General features: G+C 66.9%; 17 protein-coding genes. 7 read left to right on the top strand and 10 right to left on the bottom strand.

Going from position 1 to position 14,867, the window contains the following annotated elements:
- Positions 1 to 3 precede the first annotated feature (3 nt).
- Together ABE423_RS00860 and ABE423_RS00855 are read right to left on the bottom strand one after the other, a co-directional pair.
- Complete coding sequence (locus tag ABE423_RS00860; RefSeq protein ID WP_346484625.1) at positions 4 to 621, bottom strand: hypothetical protein; 618 nt, start codon at positions 619 to 621, stop codon at positions 4 to 6.
- Entirely contained in the window at positions 618 to 1,148 is a 531-nt protein-coding gene (locus ABE423_RS00855) for a hypothetical protein (protein WP_346484624.1), read from the bottom strand. Before ABE423_RS00855 ends, ABE423_RS00860 begins: the two co-directional genes overlap by 4 nt.
- A 397-nt stretch (positions 1,149 to 1,545) precedes the next feature.
- Between ABE423_RS00855 and ABE423_RS00850 the strand changes: the two genes are divergently transcribed.
- Positions 1,546 to 2,901, top strand: a complete 1,356-nt coding sequence (locus tag ABE423_RS00850) for a sigma-54 dependent transcriptional regulator (RefSeq protein ID WP_346484623.1) — start codon at positions 1,546 to 1,548, stop codon at positions 2,899 to 2,901.
- Here the strand turns inward: ABE423_RS00850 and ABE423_RS00845 are convergent, their stop codons facing one another.
- From ABE423_RS00845 to ABE423_RS00830, 4 genes are all read right to left on the bottom strand, one after another.
- Positions 2,902 to 3,210 carry a hypothetical protein gene (locus ABE423_RS00845; RefSeq protein WP_346484622.1) on the bottom strand — a complete coding sequence of 103 codons (309 nt, stop codon included), beginning with the start codon at positions 3,208 to 3,210 and terminating at the stop codon, positions 2,902 to 2,904.
- Positions 3,203 to 3,745, bottom strand: coding sequence for a DUF6151 family protein (locus ABE423_RS00840; RefSeq protein ID WP_346484621.1), 543 nt, complete (start codon positions 3,743 to 3,745; stop codon positions 3,203 to 3,205). The genes ABE423_RS00845 and ABE423_RS00840 overlap by 8 nt, the downstream gene beginning before the upstream one ends.
- A 62-nt stretch (positions 3,746 to 3,807) precedes the next feature.
- Positions 3,808 to 4,689, bottom strand: a complete 882-nt coding sequence (locus ABE423_RS00835; RefSeq protein ID WP_346484620.1) for a hypothetical protein — start codon at positions 4,687 to 4,689, stop codon at positions 3,808 to 3,810.
- Positions 4,686 to 5,726 carry a hypothetical protein gene (locus tag ABE423_RS00830; protein WP_346484619.1) on the bottom strand — a complete coding sequence of 347 codons (1,041 nt, stop codon included), beginning with the start codon at positions 5,724 to 5,726 and terminating at the stop codon, positions 4,686 to 4,688. The genes ABE423_RS00835 and ABE423_RS00830 overlap by 4 nt, the downstream gene beginning before the upstream one ends.
- A 90-nt stretch (positions 5,727 to 5,816) precedes the next feature.
- On the opposite strand from ABE423_RS00830, the gene ABE423_RS00825 reads away from it, so the two are divergent.
- The 4 genes from ABE423_RS00825 to ABE423_RS00810 are packed head-to-tail and all read left to right on the top strand — an operon-like array spanning position 5,817 to position 7,864.
- The gene (locus ABE423_RS00825) at positions 5,817 to 6,743 is read left to right on the top strand and encodes a LysR substrate-binding domain-containing protein (protein WP_049461072.1); all 927 of its coding nucleotides are present in this window, start codon (positions 5,817 to 5,819) and stop codon (positions 6,741 to 6,743) included.
- Positions 6,740 to 7,201, top strand: a complete 462-nt coding sequence (locus ABE423_RS00820; RefSeq protein WP_346484618.1) for a helix-turn-helix transcriptional regulator — start codon at positions 6,740 to 6,742, stop codon at positions 7,199 to 7,201. The genes ABE423_RS00825 and ABE423_RS00820 overlap by 4 nt, the downstream gene beginning before the upstream one ends.
- A gap of 10 nt (positions 7,202 to 7,211) precedes the next feature.
- On the top strand, positions 7,212 to 7,637 hold the full coding sequence (locus tag ABE423_RS00815) for a VOC family protein (RefSeq protein WP_071228312.1): 426 nt from the start codon (positions 7,212 to 7,214) through the stop codon (positions 7,635 to 7,637).
- Complete coding sequence (locus ABE423_RS00810) at positions 7,634 to 7,864, top strand: hypothetical protein (RefSeq protein WP_346484617.1); 231 nt, start codon at positions 7,634 to 7,636, stop codon at positions 7,862 to 7,864. The genes ABE423_RS00815 and ABE423_RS00810 overlap by 4 nt, the downstream gene beginning before the upstream one ends.
- Before the next feature lie 7 nt (positions 7,865 to 7,871).
- Here the strand turns inward: ABE423_RS00810 and ABE423_RS00805 are convergent, their stop codons facing one another.
- On the bottom strand, positions 7,872 to 8,567 hold the full coding sequence (locus ABE423_RS00805; protein ID WP_346484616.1) for an HAD family phosphatase: 696 nt from the start codon (positions 8,565 to 8,567) through the stop codon (positions 7,872 to 7,874).
- A 34-nt stretch (positions 8,568 to 8,601) separates the two neighbouring features.
- A complete protein-coding gene (locus ABE423_RS00800; protein ID WP_049401502.1) occupies positions 8,602 to 9,531 on the bottom strand; it encodes a LysR substrate-binding domain-containing protein in 930 nt (309 codons plus the stop codon).
- 116 nt (positions 9,532 to 9,647) lie between these two features.
- Here ABE423_RS00800 and ABE423_RS00795 point away from each other — a divergent pair, with 116 nt between their 5' ends.
- Positions 9,648 to 10,685 (top strand): NAD(P)-dependent alcohol dehydrogenase, encoded by a 1,038-nt coding sequence (locus ABE423_RS00795; protein ID WP_180837188.1) that lies wholly within the window; start codon positions 9,648 to 9,650, stop codon positions 10,683 to 10,685.
- A gap of 77 nt (positions 10,686 to 10,762) precedes the next feature.
- Here the strand turns inward: ABE423_RS00795 and ABE423_RS00790 are convergent, their stop codons facing one another.
- The gene (locus ABE423_RS00790; protein WP_180837186.1) at positions 10,763 to 11,503 is read right to left on the bottom strand and encodes a DNA/RNA non-specific endonuclease; all 741 of its coding nucleotides are present in this window, start codon (positions 11,501 to 11,503) and stop codon (positions 10,763 to 10,765) included.
- Between the two features lie 289 nt (positions 11,504 to 11,792).
- The gene (locus ABE423_RS00785) at positions 11,793 to 13,106 is read right to left on the bottom strand and encodes a hypothetical protein (protein WP_197615889.1); all 1,314 of its coding nucleotides are present in this window, start codon (positions 13,104 to 13,106) and stop codon (positions 11,793 to 11,795) included.
- A gap of 143 nt (positions 13,107 to 13,249) precedes the next feature.
- Between ABE423_RS00785 and ABE423_RS00780 the strand changes: the two genes are divergently transcribed.
- Complete coding sequence (locus tag ABE423_RS00780; RefSeq protein WP_346484615.1) at positions 13,250 to 14,824, top strand: alpha/beta fold hydrolase; 1,575 nt, start codon at positions 13,250 to 13,252, stop codon at positions 14,822 to 14,824.
- Positions 14,825 to 14,867 lie beyond the last annotated feature (43 nt).

The raw sequence follows: 14,867 nt of genomic DNA, 5'->3' as shown, positions 1-14,867 counted from the left end.
TTGTCACGGGCGGTCCTGCACGACCAGGCCCAATACGTTGGCCGTGTCGTTGCCGTTGCCCGCGATCTGATTGAGTTGCAGGACCCCGTCGAATCCCCGCAGTGCGGTGCTGGCTACACCTGCGCTGCGGGTGCCCGTCGCGACGCCGTGACCGGTGTCGTCCCGCCCCCCTGCCAACGCGGAACCCTCGGCGGCCAAGGCCGTATCGTCGGTTTCGCGTATGCCCTGTCGGGCCAGCGTCGCGCTGACGACGTTGAGCGTCGTGTTGGCGATGCCGCTGGCCTGGTTGATGGATGCGATGCCACTGGCACCGGCCAGTGCGTCACCGCCAATGAATGCAGTGGCCTGCAGCGGCCCGGACAGCACGCGGTTGCCCTGCTGCAGTTGCCGCGCATTGATCGTGACGTCGGCGCGATCACCCTTGGCGATACCCCGTAGGTTGGCCTGCACGTTGAGGTCGCCGGCGGCCTGGTTCACGGCGATGGCGCCATTTGTTCCGGCAAGTGCGTGGCCGTCGATGCGGGCCACGTCGAGATAGGCGAGCATGCCGCTGTAGTCATCGGCCCGGGTCGCCCAGGGCGCGGCAGCGAGCAGCAGAAGCAACCCGTGCAGGGGCTTCATTTTCCACCTGCCGGGGCCGTGCCCTGCAGCGGGAACTGGGCCAGTGCGCCGCGCACGGTATCGGCGATACCGCGGGTGCTGCTGCCGACCGCACCGAGCGGCCCACTCATGGCACCCCCCAGATTGCTGCCGACCATGCCGTCGCCACTGCGGCCCAGCGTGCCGCCCAGGGCCTGCTGGGTGACCCGTTCAACGGTGGTGCCACCCGGAGCCCCGATGGACGCAGCCTGGCCGGCGCCCATGCCGGCATAGTCCTCATCGCTCAACTCGTCCATGCCGGTTGTTGTGCCGCCGGCACCCAATGCGGTGGCGATCTCGCGCTTCGGCTTCGGGTCGGCAATCAGCGCCATGCCCGGCGGTGCCATGCGATATGCCGGGCGCGCGGATACATCCCGCAGCAGGACGATCTCGCCCGGTTGTGCCTTCACGCCTTGGCGGGCGCCGGATGCGGATGCGCCCGCGCCAACCGACAGCAGGGCCACTGCCAGTGCTGCGGCCAGGCCGCGAATCAGGGTGGAGCCGTCCATGCCGATCTCCCGCGATGGGTGCGGCGGAACCACGCATCAACCGTGCCAACTCCGAAGTGCCCACCGGCCAATGTCGGCACCGTGCCGCACCTGACCGGGCTGCTGCCACGCTGTTACAGGCACGTCGTGGAATTGTTGGGATTTCGAAGCCCCAAGGCACCGCAGGGCAAGGGCGGCGGGCGACTGTCGCATCCGTGTTACAGGTGGCGTCGCGGTCTGCAACGGTGCCGCTTCAGCCAGGAATTTCTTGACGCACTGCTCATTGCGCCGCCGTTTAGGGAAGCGCTAGGATCCGCCCAACAAAGGCCGCCCCGGTGGCCGTAGAGGTCCCGGCGGGGGGCGGCACGCCGGTGATTGCCTGACAGTCCGCCGACGGTGTCCGGATGCTGGGGGAAGCATGGCAGCGGTCCCGGAGGCTTCAACGTCACGTTGCGTGCTCTGGTTTGGCGAGCCGTTGGCGAACGAGCGCAGTGCGCTGGCGGCAGCAGGCTGGTATGTGCGCAGCATCCGTCCCGATCCCGCCATGGCGATTGGCCTGCGCGGGCGCGATCGCTTGCTCGCCGTGCTCGATCTGCGCCACCTCGATGCGGTCGCGCTGCAGCTGCTGGTACCGTGGATCGAGCAGCACCGGCATCTACCCTGGCTGGCGGTACTGCCACCGGGTGCCGGACCTGCTTCAGCGGCCTGGCTGCCGTTGCTGCAGCGATGCTGTGCCCGCTTCACGCTGCCGTTCGGCCTGCAGGATCTGGTCTGCGCAATGCGCCAACAGTTCGACGCAGATGATCCGCCTGTCGACGCAACCTGCAGCGGGCAGGGACCGCACGCATTGATTGGTGAAAGCGCTGCGCTGCATGCGGTGCGCACGGTGCTGCACAAGTTCGCGCCGGTGGAGCTGCCGGTGCTGGTCACCGGCGAAACCGGTACAGGCAAGGAACTGGCCGCACATGCGTTGCATGCGTTGTCGGGGCGTGCTGGCAGGCCTTTCATTGCGGTGAACTGTGGTGCGATTCCGGCCAACCTGGTGCAGTCGGAGCTGTTCGGCCACGAACGTGGCTCGTTCACCGGTGCCGACAAGCGGCAGATCGGCGTGTTCGAATCCGCGCACGGCGGCACGGTGTTTCTGGACGAAGTCGGTGACCTGCCGTCGGAGGCACAGACGAGCCTGTTGCGTGTACTGCAGGAAGGCACCTTCGAGCGCGTCGGCAGCAGCCAGCCGTTGCGGGCGGATGTGAGAGTGCTGGCTGCCACCCACGTGGAACTGGAACACGCGGTGGCGCAGGGCCGGTTCCGCAGCGATCTCTACTACCGTCTGAACGTGCTGCGCCTGCTCATGCCACCATTGCGTGAGCGCGGTGCCGATGTGCAGCTGTTGGCCGAGCACTTCCTGCGCTGCTTCCGCCTGCGCCACGCGGTGCGCGCACGTGGCTTCGCCCCGGCAGCGTTGCAGGCCATGCGGCGTTTCGAATGGCCCGGCAACGTACGCGAACTGCTGAACCGTGTGCAGCGTGCGGCGATCATGGCCGAGGGCGAGCTGATCAGCGAGCGTGACCTGGAGCTGGGCGCATCGGTGGCGGTCCTGCCTGGGGCGATGCTGCACGATGCGCGGGGCCAGGCCGAGCGCGATGTGCTGCTGCAGACCCTGCGCCAGACCGGCTACAACGTTTCCGAGTGCGCGCGGCAGATGCAGATCTCGCGGGTGACGGTGTATCGCCTATGCCGCAAGCACCGGTTGGAGCTGCCTGCGCAGCGCTGATCAGCCGGCCGCGAGGTGCTTGAACAGGCGCAACGGCTTGCCCGTGACGCGCTCGATCACGCCCTTGGCCTCCAGGTCCAGCTGCACGGCCTTCAACCACCAGCCGGCGGTGGCGCCTGCCGGGAACAGGGCGGCGGGCAGGTGCGGCAGCAGCGCCTGCTTGGCCTGCGCAACGGTCAACCCTGGCGGTTGCGCAGGCAGGGTCTGCAGCAAGGCATGGCGCATGACGAGATACTTGGCACGATCCACGCGCTGGATGTGCCCGGGCGTGGTGATGCTCTCGATCTCGATCCGCTCGGGCTCAGACATGGCTATCTCCCGCGACTTCGATGCGTGGGCTGCGGAAGCCCATGGCGATCCACGCCTTCATCAACCGTGCATGGAACCGCAGCGACCGGGTCTGCAGGTTCGGCACATCGTCCGGAAGGACAGACGCATCAGGAAGATCACTGACCATCGTCCGCATCTCCACGACGGGTCTTTCCGATGCGGGCCACAACAGGCCATACAGGCTCAGCCAATGGCCGCCACTGAACTCCAGGAACAGCGGCGTATTGCAGCAGCCCGCCAGGACGCGGCGGCTGCCGCCCCTGCTGGACAAGCGCAACGCACGCAGCATGGAATGTCCGGCGTCGATGCTGACGCGATCCTTGCGGTGCATTACGAAAAGCGTCTGGCCATGCGGGCCCAGTACTTCGGGTGCTCGGGGCAGCGACTGCAGCATGGCGGCGGCCTTGCGGCAGCTGTCGCAGCAGCATTCGACGGTGGCAATGGGTTGGCCCGTGGCGGTCAGGCGGACCTGGCCGCAGGCGCAGGCAAGGGACTGATGGGAGGGCATCTGCATTTTCTCCTGGGGTATTCATCCTCTCGACGAACCGGGGTGCCGGGAATCGACAACATCCGCCTTCAAGGGCGCTTCATCCGGTAGCGGATGCGGTACAGGTCCAACCCTGCACCGTCCGCACGCCGCGCCGAATAGGTCAACATGCCGGGGTGCGAGCCATCCAGCATCGCGCCGTAGCTGTCGCTGGACGCCTCGTTCAAGGGCGAGGGCAATGCATGGCCCGCGTCATAACGGCCTCCACGTTCGTAGGCAATGAACTGGCGCACCGGTGCGCTGCCGAAGTCGAGAGCGCGGGCAAAGACCACAGTACGGCCATCCCCGAGGAAGGTGGCATCGAACTCCTGCGCCGAGGTGTTGAGGTCTCCGGGCAGTGGCCGCGCGGGCTGCGCCTCACCACGGACCATCGCTGCGACGTAGAGGTCATGGCCACCCGCACCGCCTGCACGATCGCTGGAGAACAGCAGCGTGGCTGCGTCTGGCGAGAGCATCGGCGCGAACTCATCGGCCGCGCTGTTCACTGCGGGGCCAAGGTTGACCGGCTCCCCGAATCGGCCGTCGCTCCCCACGCTGACCCAATACAGATCGTCACCACCCTGGCCGCCTGCTCGATCCGAACAGAAATACACCACGCGGCCATCGGCGGAAAAGGCGGGATCGAAGTCACGTCCCGGCGTGTTGAACGGCACCGGCGTCGCCGGCCGCCAGCGCTGCCCGTCGTGGCGCGAAACCCATATGTCATACCCACCCGGACCGCCGGGCCGGTTGCGGCTGAACCACAGTGCGGTTCTACCGTTCGGGCTCAAGGTCAGTCGAATCTCGTCGTATTGCGTGGATGCAACGCCCGGGGCGAAGCGCTCGGCGGGTCCGACGATCCGTAGCACCCTGGATGGAGACGCGGGAGGCGACGCAGCAACCAGCAGCATCACGGCCAGCAGCGCCTTCATGCCTGTCGCTCGAAGTCGCTGACCCAGTTGGTTTCCCAACTGCGTCCACCATCGGTCGAGGCCGCCTGTTCCCAGCGCGCCGAACGCGGGGTAATGCGTGACCAGATCACCCGCGTCCGGATCGCTCGTCCGTCGTGCTGGTCTTCGCCGAAGAAGCGACCGACACCGGCCTCGAAACCACCGCGCAGCGGCGCGCCGATCCGGGTCGGTTCCCGGCCATCCAGCCACCAGCTCAGCCAGTGCCGCTCAGCCGCATTCCAGGCGCGGATGCCCATGCCGCGCAGCGGCGCTCCTGGCACGTCCATCAGATTGTCACCTACGTTGCCGAATCCTCCCAGTACCGGCCAGTTGTGCAGGGTGCCGTTGAACGCGTCCCACGCATCGCTGCCTGCCAGCCGGGCGCGCAGGCGACGATGGCGCACGTTCCAATGGCCCACCAGGAAATCAAAATCGCCCGGTGCATCCGGCAGCGTCGGAAGCGGAGAGGGGGCCGCAGCCGTGCGGCGGAACCAGTTGCGCCAGTTCACCTCCCAGTGCGCACCGGCGTCGTCGGAGAATGCCTGTTCCCACCACGGCTCCTCGCCGTGGATGGCGTGCCACCGGAACCACACGTCGATGGGGCGTCCGTCGATCCGGTCGGTGCCGCGAAAGTTGCCGGCATCGCCCTTGAAACCGCCGCGTACGGGGGCTTCGATATGGGCAGGATTGCGGCCATCGATCCACCAGATCGACCACGTGGAAGACACCGGATCAAAGGCACGCACGCCCAGGCCCCTGTAGGGACCCGAAGGCAGTGCCATGACGTTGTCATCGATGGTGCCGAGCCCGCCCAGGGTGAGCCAGACCGCGCTGGCGCCGGTGAAGGCTTCCCAGCGGGTATCGCCCACCAGCCGCTCCTTCAGGCGTTGGTGCCGGACCTGCCAGGTGCCCTGCAACCATTTCCAGTCATCGCTGTGACTGGCCAGGGCCCACCCGGAGGGCAGGGCGGTGGACGCGGCCGTGGCGGCCAGGGTGACCAGGAACTGCCGTCGATCCATATGCGTGATCCCCTACCGAAGGTACCCCATCGTTGCGGGTACGAAGGGGATTGACCACGCAGATATCGGGGCTCAGGCTAAGTCACACTTATGGTCACCCAACGCCAGCTGCCATCGCTTGCCGCCATCCGCGCCTTCGAGGCGGCGGCGCGGCTGGGCAGCTTCGCGCGTGCCGCCGAGGAGCTCGACACCACTGCGGCATCGGTGAGCTATCACGTGCGGCGGCTGGAGGCCCAGACCGGTACCTGCCTGTTCCTGCGCCACGCACAGCACGTGGAACTGACGGTGGTGGGTGCCAGCGTCGCGCAGGAAGCCACCCGGGCATTCGACGCACTACGCGCCAGCTTCATGCGCGCCGCTGGCATGGATGCGGCGCGACTGCGCCTGTCCGTACTGCCAACGCTGGGCACCAGTTGGTTGACGCCGCGGCTGGGTACGTTCCGCGCCCGCCATCGGCAGCTCCTGCTGGAACTGGATCTGTCGGCAGAGCCGCAGGATCTTGCCGCCGGCCACTTCGATGCCGCCATCCGCAACGGGCATGGCGAGTGGCCTGGGCTGCAGGCCACGCCGCTGTTCCCCAGCGTTTTCATGCCGTTGTGTGCGCCGGCGCTGCTGCCGGCGGCCCGTGGGCTGGGCAGCACCGCGCTGGAGATTCCCCTGCTCGGTCGGCCGGACTGGTGGGCCCTGTGGTTCGCCGCGCACGGGCACCTTCCACCGCCGGCACCAGGGAGTCTGGTCACGCCCTTCGCCGTCGAGCATCTGGATGTCGGTGCCGCGATCGCAGGGCAGGGCATCGCCATCGGTTCGCCGATCCTGTTCCAGGCCGAGCTGGAGAGCGGGCGCCTGGTGCAGGCGCATCCGGGTGTCGCCAGCGACGGTCGCAGCTTCTGGTTCGTGGCGCCCTCGGCGCGGAGTGGGAGCGCCAAGGTCATCGCATTCCGTGACTGGTTGGTCGAACAGGCCGCCGAGGCACGGCACGCAGCACGCCATCATCTGGCGCAAGCGGTGACGCCGTGAACCAGAGCCCCGAACTGCTGCGACGCCTGCTGCGTGCCAAGGACCGGATGGACCGGGCCAGCCATGAGGAATGGCCAGTCACACGCCTGGCCGAGGTCAGTGCGGTGTCGCCGGCGCACTTCGCCCGCTCGTTCAAGCAGGCCTTCGGGCTGCCACCGCACCGCTATCTCCTCAGCCGGCGCATCGAACGGGCCGTGGCGATGTTGCGTGACACCGAGTTGCCGGTCACTGAAATCGCCGCGCAGACCGGGTGGAGCAGCCTGGGTACCTTCGGCCGCATTTTCCGTGACATCACCGGTGACAGCCCGGGCAATGTGCGTGAGCGTGAGCGTGCAACCCGGGCGGCGTCGGCCAGCGTGCCGGAATGCCATGCACGCGCCGCGCAGCGCCCGGACCTGAAGATCGCAGTTTTGGAGAAGCGCCGCCGCGAGGCGGTTGCTAACGTGGACCCCGCCTGAGGGAGGTCCCATGACGAACACTGTGAACACGGTCGGCCTGTATGTGCGCGACCAGGATGAGGCGCTCGCGTTCTATGTCGGCAAGCTCGGCTTCGAAGTGCATACCGATGTACGCAACGGCAGCTACCGCTGGCTGACGGTACGCAGCCCGGGCCAGGACGGTTTCCAGCTGGGCCTGTTCGTGCCTGGCCCGCCCACCCACGATGCGGCCACCGCGCTTTCGCTGCAGCAGCTGGTGGCCAAGGGCGCAATGCCGCCGCTGGTGCTGGCCGTGGATGACTGCCAGGCGCGCTACACGCAATGGCTGGCGCTGGGCGTGGAATTCACCCAGGAGCCGATCGAGCGCTATGGCGCCGTGGACGCCGGATTCCGCGATCCATCAGGCAATGGCTGGAAGATGATCGAAGCCCGCTCCGAGACGAGGCGCCGGCAATGAGCCGCGGTGGCTGGGCACGGCCGGTGCACCGTTGGACCTCGATCGTGTTCACCCTGGCGGTGATCGCCAACTTCGCCGTTCGCGGGCTGGGGCAGGGCGAACCTGCAGCGTGGATCACCTATTCGCCGTTGCTACCCCTGTTCCTGCAACTGTTCACCGGCCTTTACCTGTTCGTGCTGCACTACGCCGGAAGGCGCCGCAGCGCCGCATTCGTCGCTGCGGGCTGAGGCAAGGTCAGGCGACCGCGTCGACCGCATGGGCGGCAAGCAGGGCGGGTAGGTCTTCCATGCGCTGGAAGATCACCTGTGCACCCGCTGCACGCAGGGCCTCCGGCGTACTGTGGTGCGGACCGCCTTCACTGAAGCCGAACACGGTTGCGCCAGCGGCCACACCGGCCGTTGCACCGGTAACAGTGTCCTCGATCACCGCGCAACGCTTCGGGTCCACGCCCAGCGCAGCGGCGGCGGCCAGATAGACATCCGGATGCGGCTTGGTGTGCGGCATGTCCTGGCCGCTGAACACGTGGGCCCCGAAGGCATCAAGGATGCCGACCTTGCCCAGCTGCAGCTTCACCTTGTGCAGATCGGCGCCGGACGCGCATGCAATCCGGCCGTCGGTGAGCACCGCGATCGCACGCACCGCCTCGGGCGCACCCTGGATGGCAACCAGGTCACGTTCCAACGCGCGGTTGCGCTGCTGGCGGAACTCTTCCAGCCATTCCTCGGTGAACGGCTTGCCGGTGCGTTCTTCGATCAGGCCGGCCAGATGGGCCACGGACTGGCCCAGGAACACCTCACCGGCCTGCGCCGGGTTCAGCGGCCAGCCGCGCTCGGTCAGCATCTCCGAGAGCACGCGGGCTACCAGCGGCTCGGAATCGACCAGTACGCCATCGCAGTCGAACAGCACGGCATCGAAGGGGAAACGGGACATCTACAGCTCCTTGAAACAACAGCCATGGGGGCGATCAGCGGGTATTTTCCCACGGTGGAGACGGAACGAACGCCTCGACCAGCGCATCCACTGCGGCACGCACCTTGGGAGCAAGGTCGCGGGTGGTAGGCCAGAGCGCATGCAGGGGCGCGCCCGCGCTACCCGAGGCAGGGAATACGGCCACCAGTGCGCCGCTGCGCAGCGCGTCCCCCACCAGCCAGGTGGTCGCTTCTGCAATGCCCAGCCCGGCCAGCAATGCGCTACGCAGCGCATCGCCGTCACTGATGCGGTGGCGCCCTTCAATGCGGTGCTGGACAAGCCCGCCGGAGCCGTCCGGCACCGTCCAGGGCAGCGCGTGCCCCTGCCGGCCGAAGGTGATGCAGTCGTGTCCGGCAAGATCCTCGGCGCGCACCGGGACGCCACGTGCCGCCAGGTATCCGGGTGCAGCGCATATCACGGCATGCTGGCGGCCGAGCGCGCGGGCAGAGAGCGAGCTGCTGTCGTCAAGCGGCCCCAGGCGGACGGCCAGATCGACGTTTTCCTCGAGCAGATCAACCCTGCGGTCGGTGAAGCTGACATCGAGCTGCAGCCGCGAATGGCGCTGCGCCAGTCCGATCAGTACCGGCATCACCCAGCGCTGCCCGAACGCTACCGGCAGGCTGACCCGCAACAGGCCGGAAACCTCTTGCCGCCGCGACGCTGCGTTGGATTCGGCTTCGTCCAGTTCGGCCAGGATGCGCCGGCAGACCTGGTAGAACTCGGCGCCCTCGACAGTGAGCGCCAGCCTGCGCGTGGTGCGATCCAGCAACCGGGTGCCCAGTCGCCGCTCCAGCGTGGCCACACTCTTGCCAACGGCCGATTTGCTCAGCCCCATGCGCAGACCGGCTGCGGTGAAGCTGCCGGCGTCCACGGCCTGGACGAACACACTGATGCCCTGTAGGCGCGCCGCACTGTAGCTGGTCATATGCGTCAATTGGGGAATTTATGGATTCAGTGTATCGACAATATCCCGTCACTGAACACATCCATGCGTCAATAGACTTTCCTGGCGCATTTCCGCGCGCCAATGAGTGATTTCCCATGTCTGTTTCGACCATGAAGGTCTGGGAGCTCGATGCCCCGGGCCTTGCTCACCTGCGCTGCGTACGGCGCCCCATTCCCAGGCCAGGCCCTGGTGAGGTACTGGTCAAGGTCGGTGCCGTGTCGCTCAACTACCGCGATCGCCTGGTGATCGACGGCGGACTGTTGTCCGGTCCGCTGCCACACCCGTTTGTTCCCGCTTCGGACATGGCCGGCGTCATTGTCGAAACCGGAAGCCCAGCGCGACGCTTCAGCGTTGGCCAGCGGGTGATGGGCAATTTCTGGACGCAGTGGCTCGATGGCGCGCCTCCGCCCGAGATGCTGCAGCACGGACTGTCCCTGGGCGGTCCGCTGCCGGGAGTGCTGGCGGAGTATGTGGTGCTGCCGGAGGACGTGGCAGTCGCTACGCCCCCCTCGTTGTCTGACCTGCAGGCCAGCACGTTGCCGGTGGCGGCGCTGACGGCCTGGTTTGCACTGGTCGAGGCCGGCCAACTCGCTCCTGGCCAGACCGTGCTTGTGCAGGGGACCGGTGGCGTTTCCTTGTTCGGGATGCAGTTCGCCCAGCGGCTGGGAGCCCGGGTAATCGTGACTTCACGCAGTGGCAGCAAGCTTGCCCTTGCAGAACGGCTGGGTGCATGGGCGTCGATCAACACGCGGCAGCATCCTGCATGGGGCGCGCGAGCGATGGAGCTGAGCGGAGGGCAGGGCGTCGATCATGTGCTTGAGCTGCTCGGAGGCGGCAACCTCGCCCAGAGCGTGGAGGCGCTCGCAGTGGGCGGGCACATCCTGCAGATCGGCTTCCTCGAGGATCCCAACCTGCACATGCCGGCGGTTCCTCTCATGCTGCGCCGCGCGACCCTGAAGGGGGTTTCGGTTGGCCATCGCCGGGCCTTCGAGGGGATGAACGGCTTCATCGAACGCGAGCGCCTGCAGCCTGTCATCGACAGCGTGCATTCGTTCGCCGGCCTGCCTGCGGCACTGGCAGCACTGCATCAGGGGCCGTTCGGCAAAGTGGTGGTGCAGGTGGCAGAGCACTGAATCCAACTGCGCCGTACCTGTCCAGGCGAAGTGCGCCTGTGCGGTCGGATTCGCGACCGCACGGGCGTCCTGGCGGATCAGCTCAGATCACAGCCCGCCGGCTGCGGCCAGGTGGTGGCCGGCAGCATGTTCTTCAGCGAAGCGGGCGCGTTGATCGCCACATAGCTGGCGCCCAGCAGCTCCTCGAGGTCGGCGATGGTCACCAGGTAGCTGTCCAGGGTGCCCAGGTTCGCTTCGTTCGGGATGATCCAGCTGATCGCCTTGGCGGTGCCGGTGTTCGGGTCGCGGGTGATGATCGTCTTCCAGAAGAACTCCGGCGTGGGAATGCCGTGGCTGGCAAGGAAGTAATCGTTGGACGCGTCGCCATAGACAACGCCGCCGTAGACATCCACCGGCGCGATGTCGCGGTAGCACTCGGCCACGTTTTCGGCCTTCACCCAGACGCCCTGATTGAAGCTGGAAACCTGCGGAACGATGTTGGTCATGTAGTTGGCGCGACGGATGTAGGTCGCGTTGTAGTCCATGTGGTTGGAGGTCACCAGATGGCCGCGGTCATAGCCGCTGCGGATGCTGGCATACGACGCGGTGCTGTTCTGGCCGAGGCAGCCGGCCGGCAGGTCCGGGTCTTTGTAGAAGCTGGACGGGCGCGCGGCGGAGCCGGTGTCGGCGGTGAGCGTGTATTCGTAGCGGGTGGCGCTGTGGATGCTGCAGTCGTAGGTGAGCACGAAGCCGCCCTTGTTGAGGGTGACGACCTGGGCCTGGGCGGCACCGGCGAAGGTACTGAGGACGAACGCGAAGAAGAAACCTGCAAGGCGCATTGCGATTCTCCAGCAGAGGATTCAGGACGCAGCCGCCCGCCACGACCGGGCCGGAGCGAGGTCATGTGAGGACACTGCGGAGTCGGGTAGTGCGGAATGCGTGGGACGTGACCGCGATGACAGGGCCGCGGAGGCCGTGCGGTGTCGTAAGCGTCACAAGCTGTCGTCTTTCGGTCAATGGCGAAACGACGAAGCTGTGACAGCGCGCAAGCACTGGAGATGTGTCAGATCATGGGGCGCGTGGATGAAACGCAGGCGTGCTAGGACATCGCGCTGCCTGTAGCGATGGTCAGGGGTTCGTCTTCAACACGTAGTCGCCCTTGCGTGTTCCCGGCACCAGCGACCATCCCGGCTTCAGGCTTAGCGACCACCCCGGCCCCTCCAGTGGCGGTTCAGCACTTGCCGGGGCCTGCACGAATACGACCTTCCAGTCGCTCTGCAGCAACGCACCGTCGGTGACATCCAGGCTGCCCCAGATGTCGGACAGCCGCATTGCTGGATACACCATGCCTTGCCCTGGCAACGGCTGCATGGTGTTGGGATCGAACTGGATGCGCATGTTGCGCAGATCCAGGCGCACGACCGGGCCTGTCACGAAGCGCGCACGGTTGTGTTCCAGCTGCGCAAGGCGCTGCTGTTCGCGCAGCGTTTCGGCTTCGTGCAGCTCCGGCCCGTCATAGCGCGCGGCAGCCGCTCCCAGCGCGGTCGCGTCCAGCTGCAATGGGGCCTGCGTCACTTCGGCCAGACGCGTGCCGAGATCGCGAGCCTGGTGGGCGAGGTCGCCGCGCCAGCCAGGTGCCGCCTGGTCCAGCAGCAGGCCATAGGCCGGGCCGGTGGCATAGGCGAAAGAGCGGACGAAGCTGCGATCACCCACGTGTGCGCGAAGGTCATGCAGTGCCGCCTGGATACGTGTCGACGGCGTCGGATTGCCGACGAACACGCCGGTGTACTCGGCCAGGCCCTCGTTCAATTCCAGCGCCGCTTCTTCCTGCGCGGCCGCAGGGAACCGGCGGTAGCGCTCGGCGCGGAATGCGAGCGCGTCCGTCATCGCAGCGTGCTGCGCTACTGCATCGGTGGATTCAAGTGCGTCCGCAAGCGCGCGCCATTCCAGCTGCAGCCAGTAACGTCCTTCAAGCGTGTCGAGGTGTTCGTTTCCACCCTCCGCCGGCGCGATGATGGGCAGCGCCGGCTGCAGGCGATGGAACATTTCGTGAGCCAGCAGCGTACTGCGTCTGGACGCGTCCTGCGGCAATGGCCAGAGCAGCTGCGTCCAGCGTGTGCCGGACCAGTCCACGGCGGTGTTGGCGACGATCGCATCAGACGGAAGCTGGCCTGCGAACACATCGCCGCGCTCCTTCAGCGCACCATGTGCGTCTGCCTGCGAGGCGATGACCTGCCGGCTCTTTGGATCCACCAGCATCATCGGCCCGCACAGGGATTGACCCCACAATCGACCCCGGTCTCCGTTGCAGAGCTGTTCGGCGCGCCGGAAGACCTCGCGGGCCGCCGCATCGGAGAACGCCTGCTCGTTGGCCATCACGGTTCGTTGCGCACATAGCGCCAGTACAGCGAAGAGCAGGAAGCGTGACCTCATGACGTCCATTCATCCTTGGGGCCCAGCTCTCATAGCATCGATCCCATAGGCCGGCAATGCAGCAAACGTCATGTTGCGTCGCAAGGTGCCACCCACCATTCGCACTGGTACGGTCCAACCCGTTGCGCCACCACCGACGGGGACAGACGACGATGCGCAAGGTATTGCTGCTGTTGATCCTGCTGACCGGACTGGCGCCCACCGCCTGGGCCGCTACGGTCAAGACCACCCACCGGACCATTCCCAGCTGGGATGGAACGCCTCTCGGGGCCTTCGTCATCGAACCGCAGGACGCGGGCAGCGGGCGCTATCCACTGCTGGTGATGCCCAGCAGCTGGGCGGTACCCAGCGTGGAGTATGTGGGGGTGGCGCAGTCGCTGGCGCGGCGCGGCTATGTGGTGATCAGCTACAGCTCGCGGGGTTTCTGGGAGTCCGGCGGCAGCATCGACATCGCAGGGCCAGCCACGGTCGAAGATGTCAGCGCCCTGATTGATTGGGCGCTGGACAACACCCGCGCCGATCCGGCCCGGATCGGTGTTTCGGGCATCTCCTACGGCGCAGGCACCAGCCTGCTGGCGGCGGCGCGCGATCCACGCATCAAGGCCGTGGCGGCGCTGAGTGGCTGGGCCGATCTGCAGGCCTCGCTGTACAGCAACGACACCCCCAGCGCGCAGGGCATCGCCTTGCTGGTGGCAGCCGGCCTGGCCACCGGCCGCCCGGGACCGGAACTGACGACCATCAATCGCAATGTACTGGTCGGCAACTACCAGGGCGCGGTGGATTCGCTGTTGCCGGTGGCGGCGCAGCGCAGCCCTGGGGCCAGCATCGATGAGATCAACGCCAACCAGCCAGCGGTGTTCCTCGCCAACGCCTTCAACGACAGCCTGTTCCCGCCGGGCCAGCTGGTCGATTTCTTCACCCGGTTGAAAGGCCCCAAGCAGTTGCAGCTGCGCCATGGCGATCATGCGCTCAACGAAGCCTTTGGCGCTCTGGGTGTTCCCAGCGAGGTCTACGATTCGGTGGGCGACTGGTTCGACCATTACCTCAAGGGTGAAGCCAATGGCATCGATCGCCAGCCTGCAGTACAGCTGAAATCGCAGAAGGGCAGCTGGAGTACCTATCCGAACTGGGAGGCGACCAATGCCGGCGCTGTCAGCTATGCGCTGAGCGCACCCAAAGGACTTCTGCTGCCCACGGGCGGCCTGGTCGCGAGCGGCAGCAGCACCGGCTGGAGTTACCGGATCGGCAGCGGGCTGCTGACCGCCGCCAATTCCGGCGTGGCGATGGCCTCCGGTGCATTGCAGATGATCAACCTGCCGCCGGGCGCCTATGTGCCCTTCGTGGGCCGCAACGCCGCAGGTGTCTGGCAGGGGCCGATCCAGTGGAGTGCGCAGCGCCTGGATGGAACGCCGGAGGTACGCTTGACCGTCACGCCCAGCCGCGCCAACACCACGCTGTACGCCTACCTGTACGCCGAGGATGTGCTGGGCAACGGCCAGCTGATCAGCCACAAGCCCTATACGCTGCGTGGTGCCACGCCGGGGCAGGCGAAGACCATCGACCTGCGGTTGGAAGCCAGCAGCTGGAACCTTCCGGCCGGCAGCCGCCTGACCCTGGTGGTGGACACCGTGGACCTGCGGTACGCGGGCATCAGCCAGCTGGGTCGCACGGTGACCTTCAGTTCGCCGGCCAATGCGCCTTCGGTGTTGAAGGTGCCGCTGCATTGATGGAAGGCCGCGCCCGTTGCGGCGGGCGCGGTACGCCAGGCAG

Source organism: Stenotrophomonas sp. TWI1409 (genome assembly GCF_039673015.1).
Lineage (GTDB): Bacteria > Pseudomonadota > Gammaproteobacteria > Xanthomonadales > Xanthomonadaceae > Stenotrophomonas > Stenotrophomonas maltophilia_A.
Note: the sequence above shows the minus strand (reverse complement) of the source record. Positions and strands in the feature narration are given on the sequence as shown.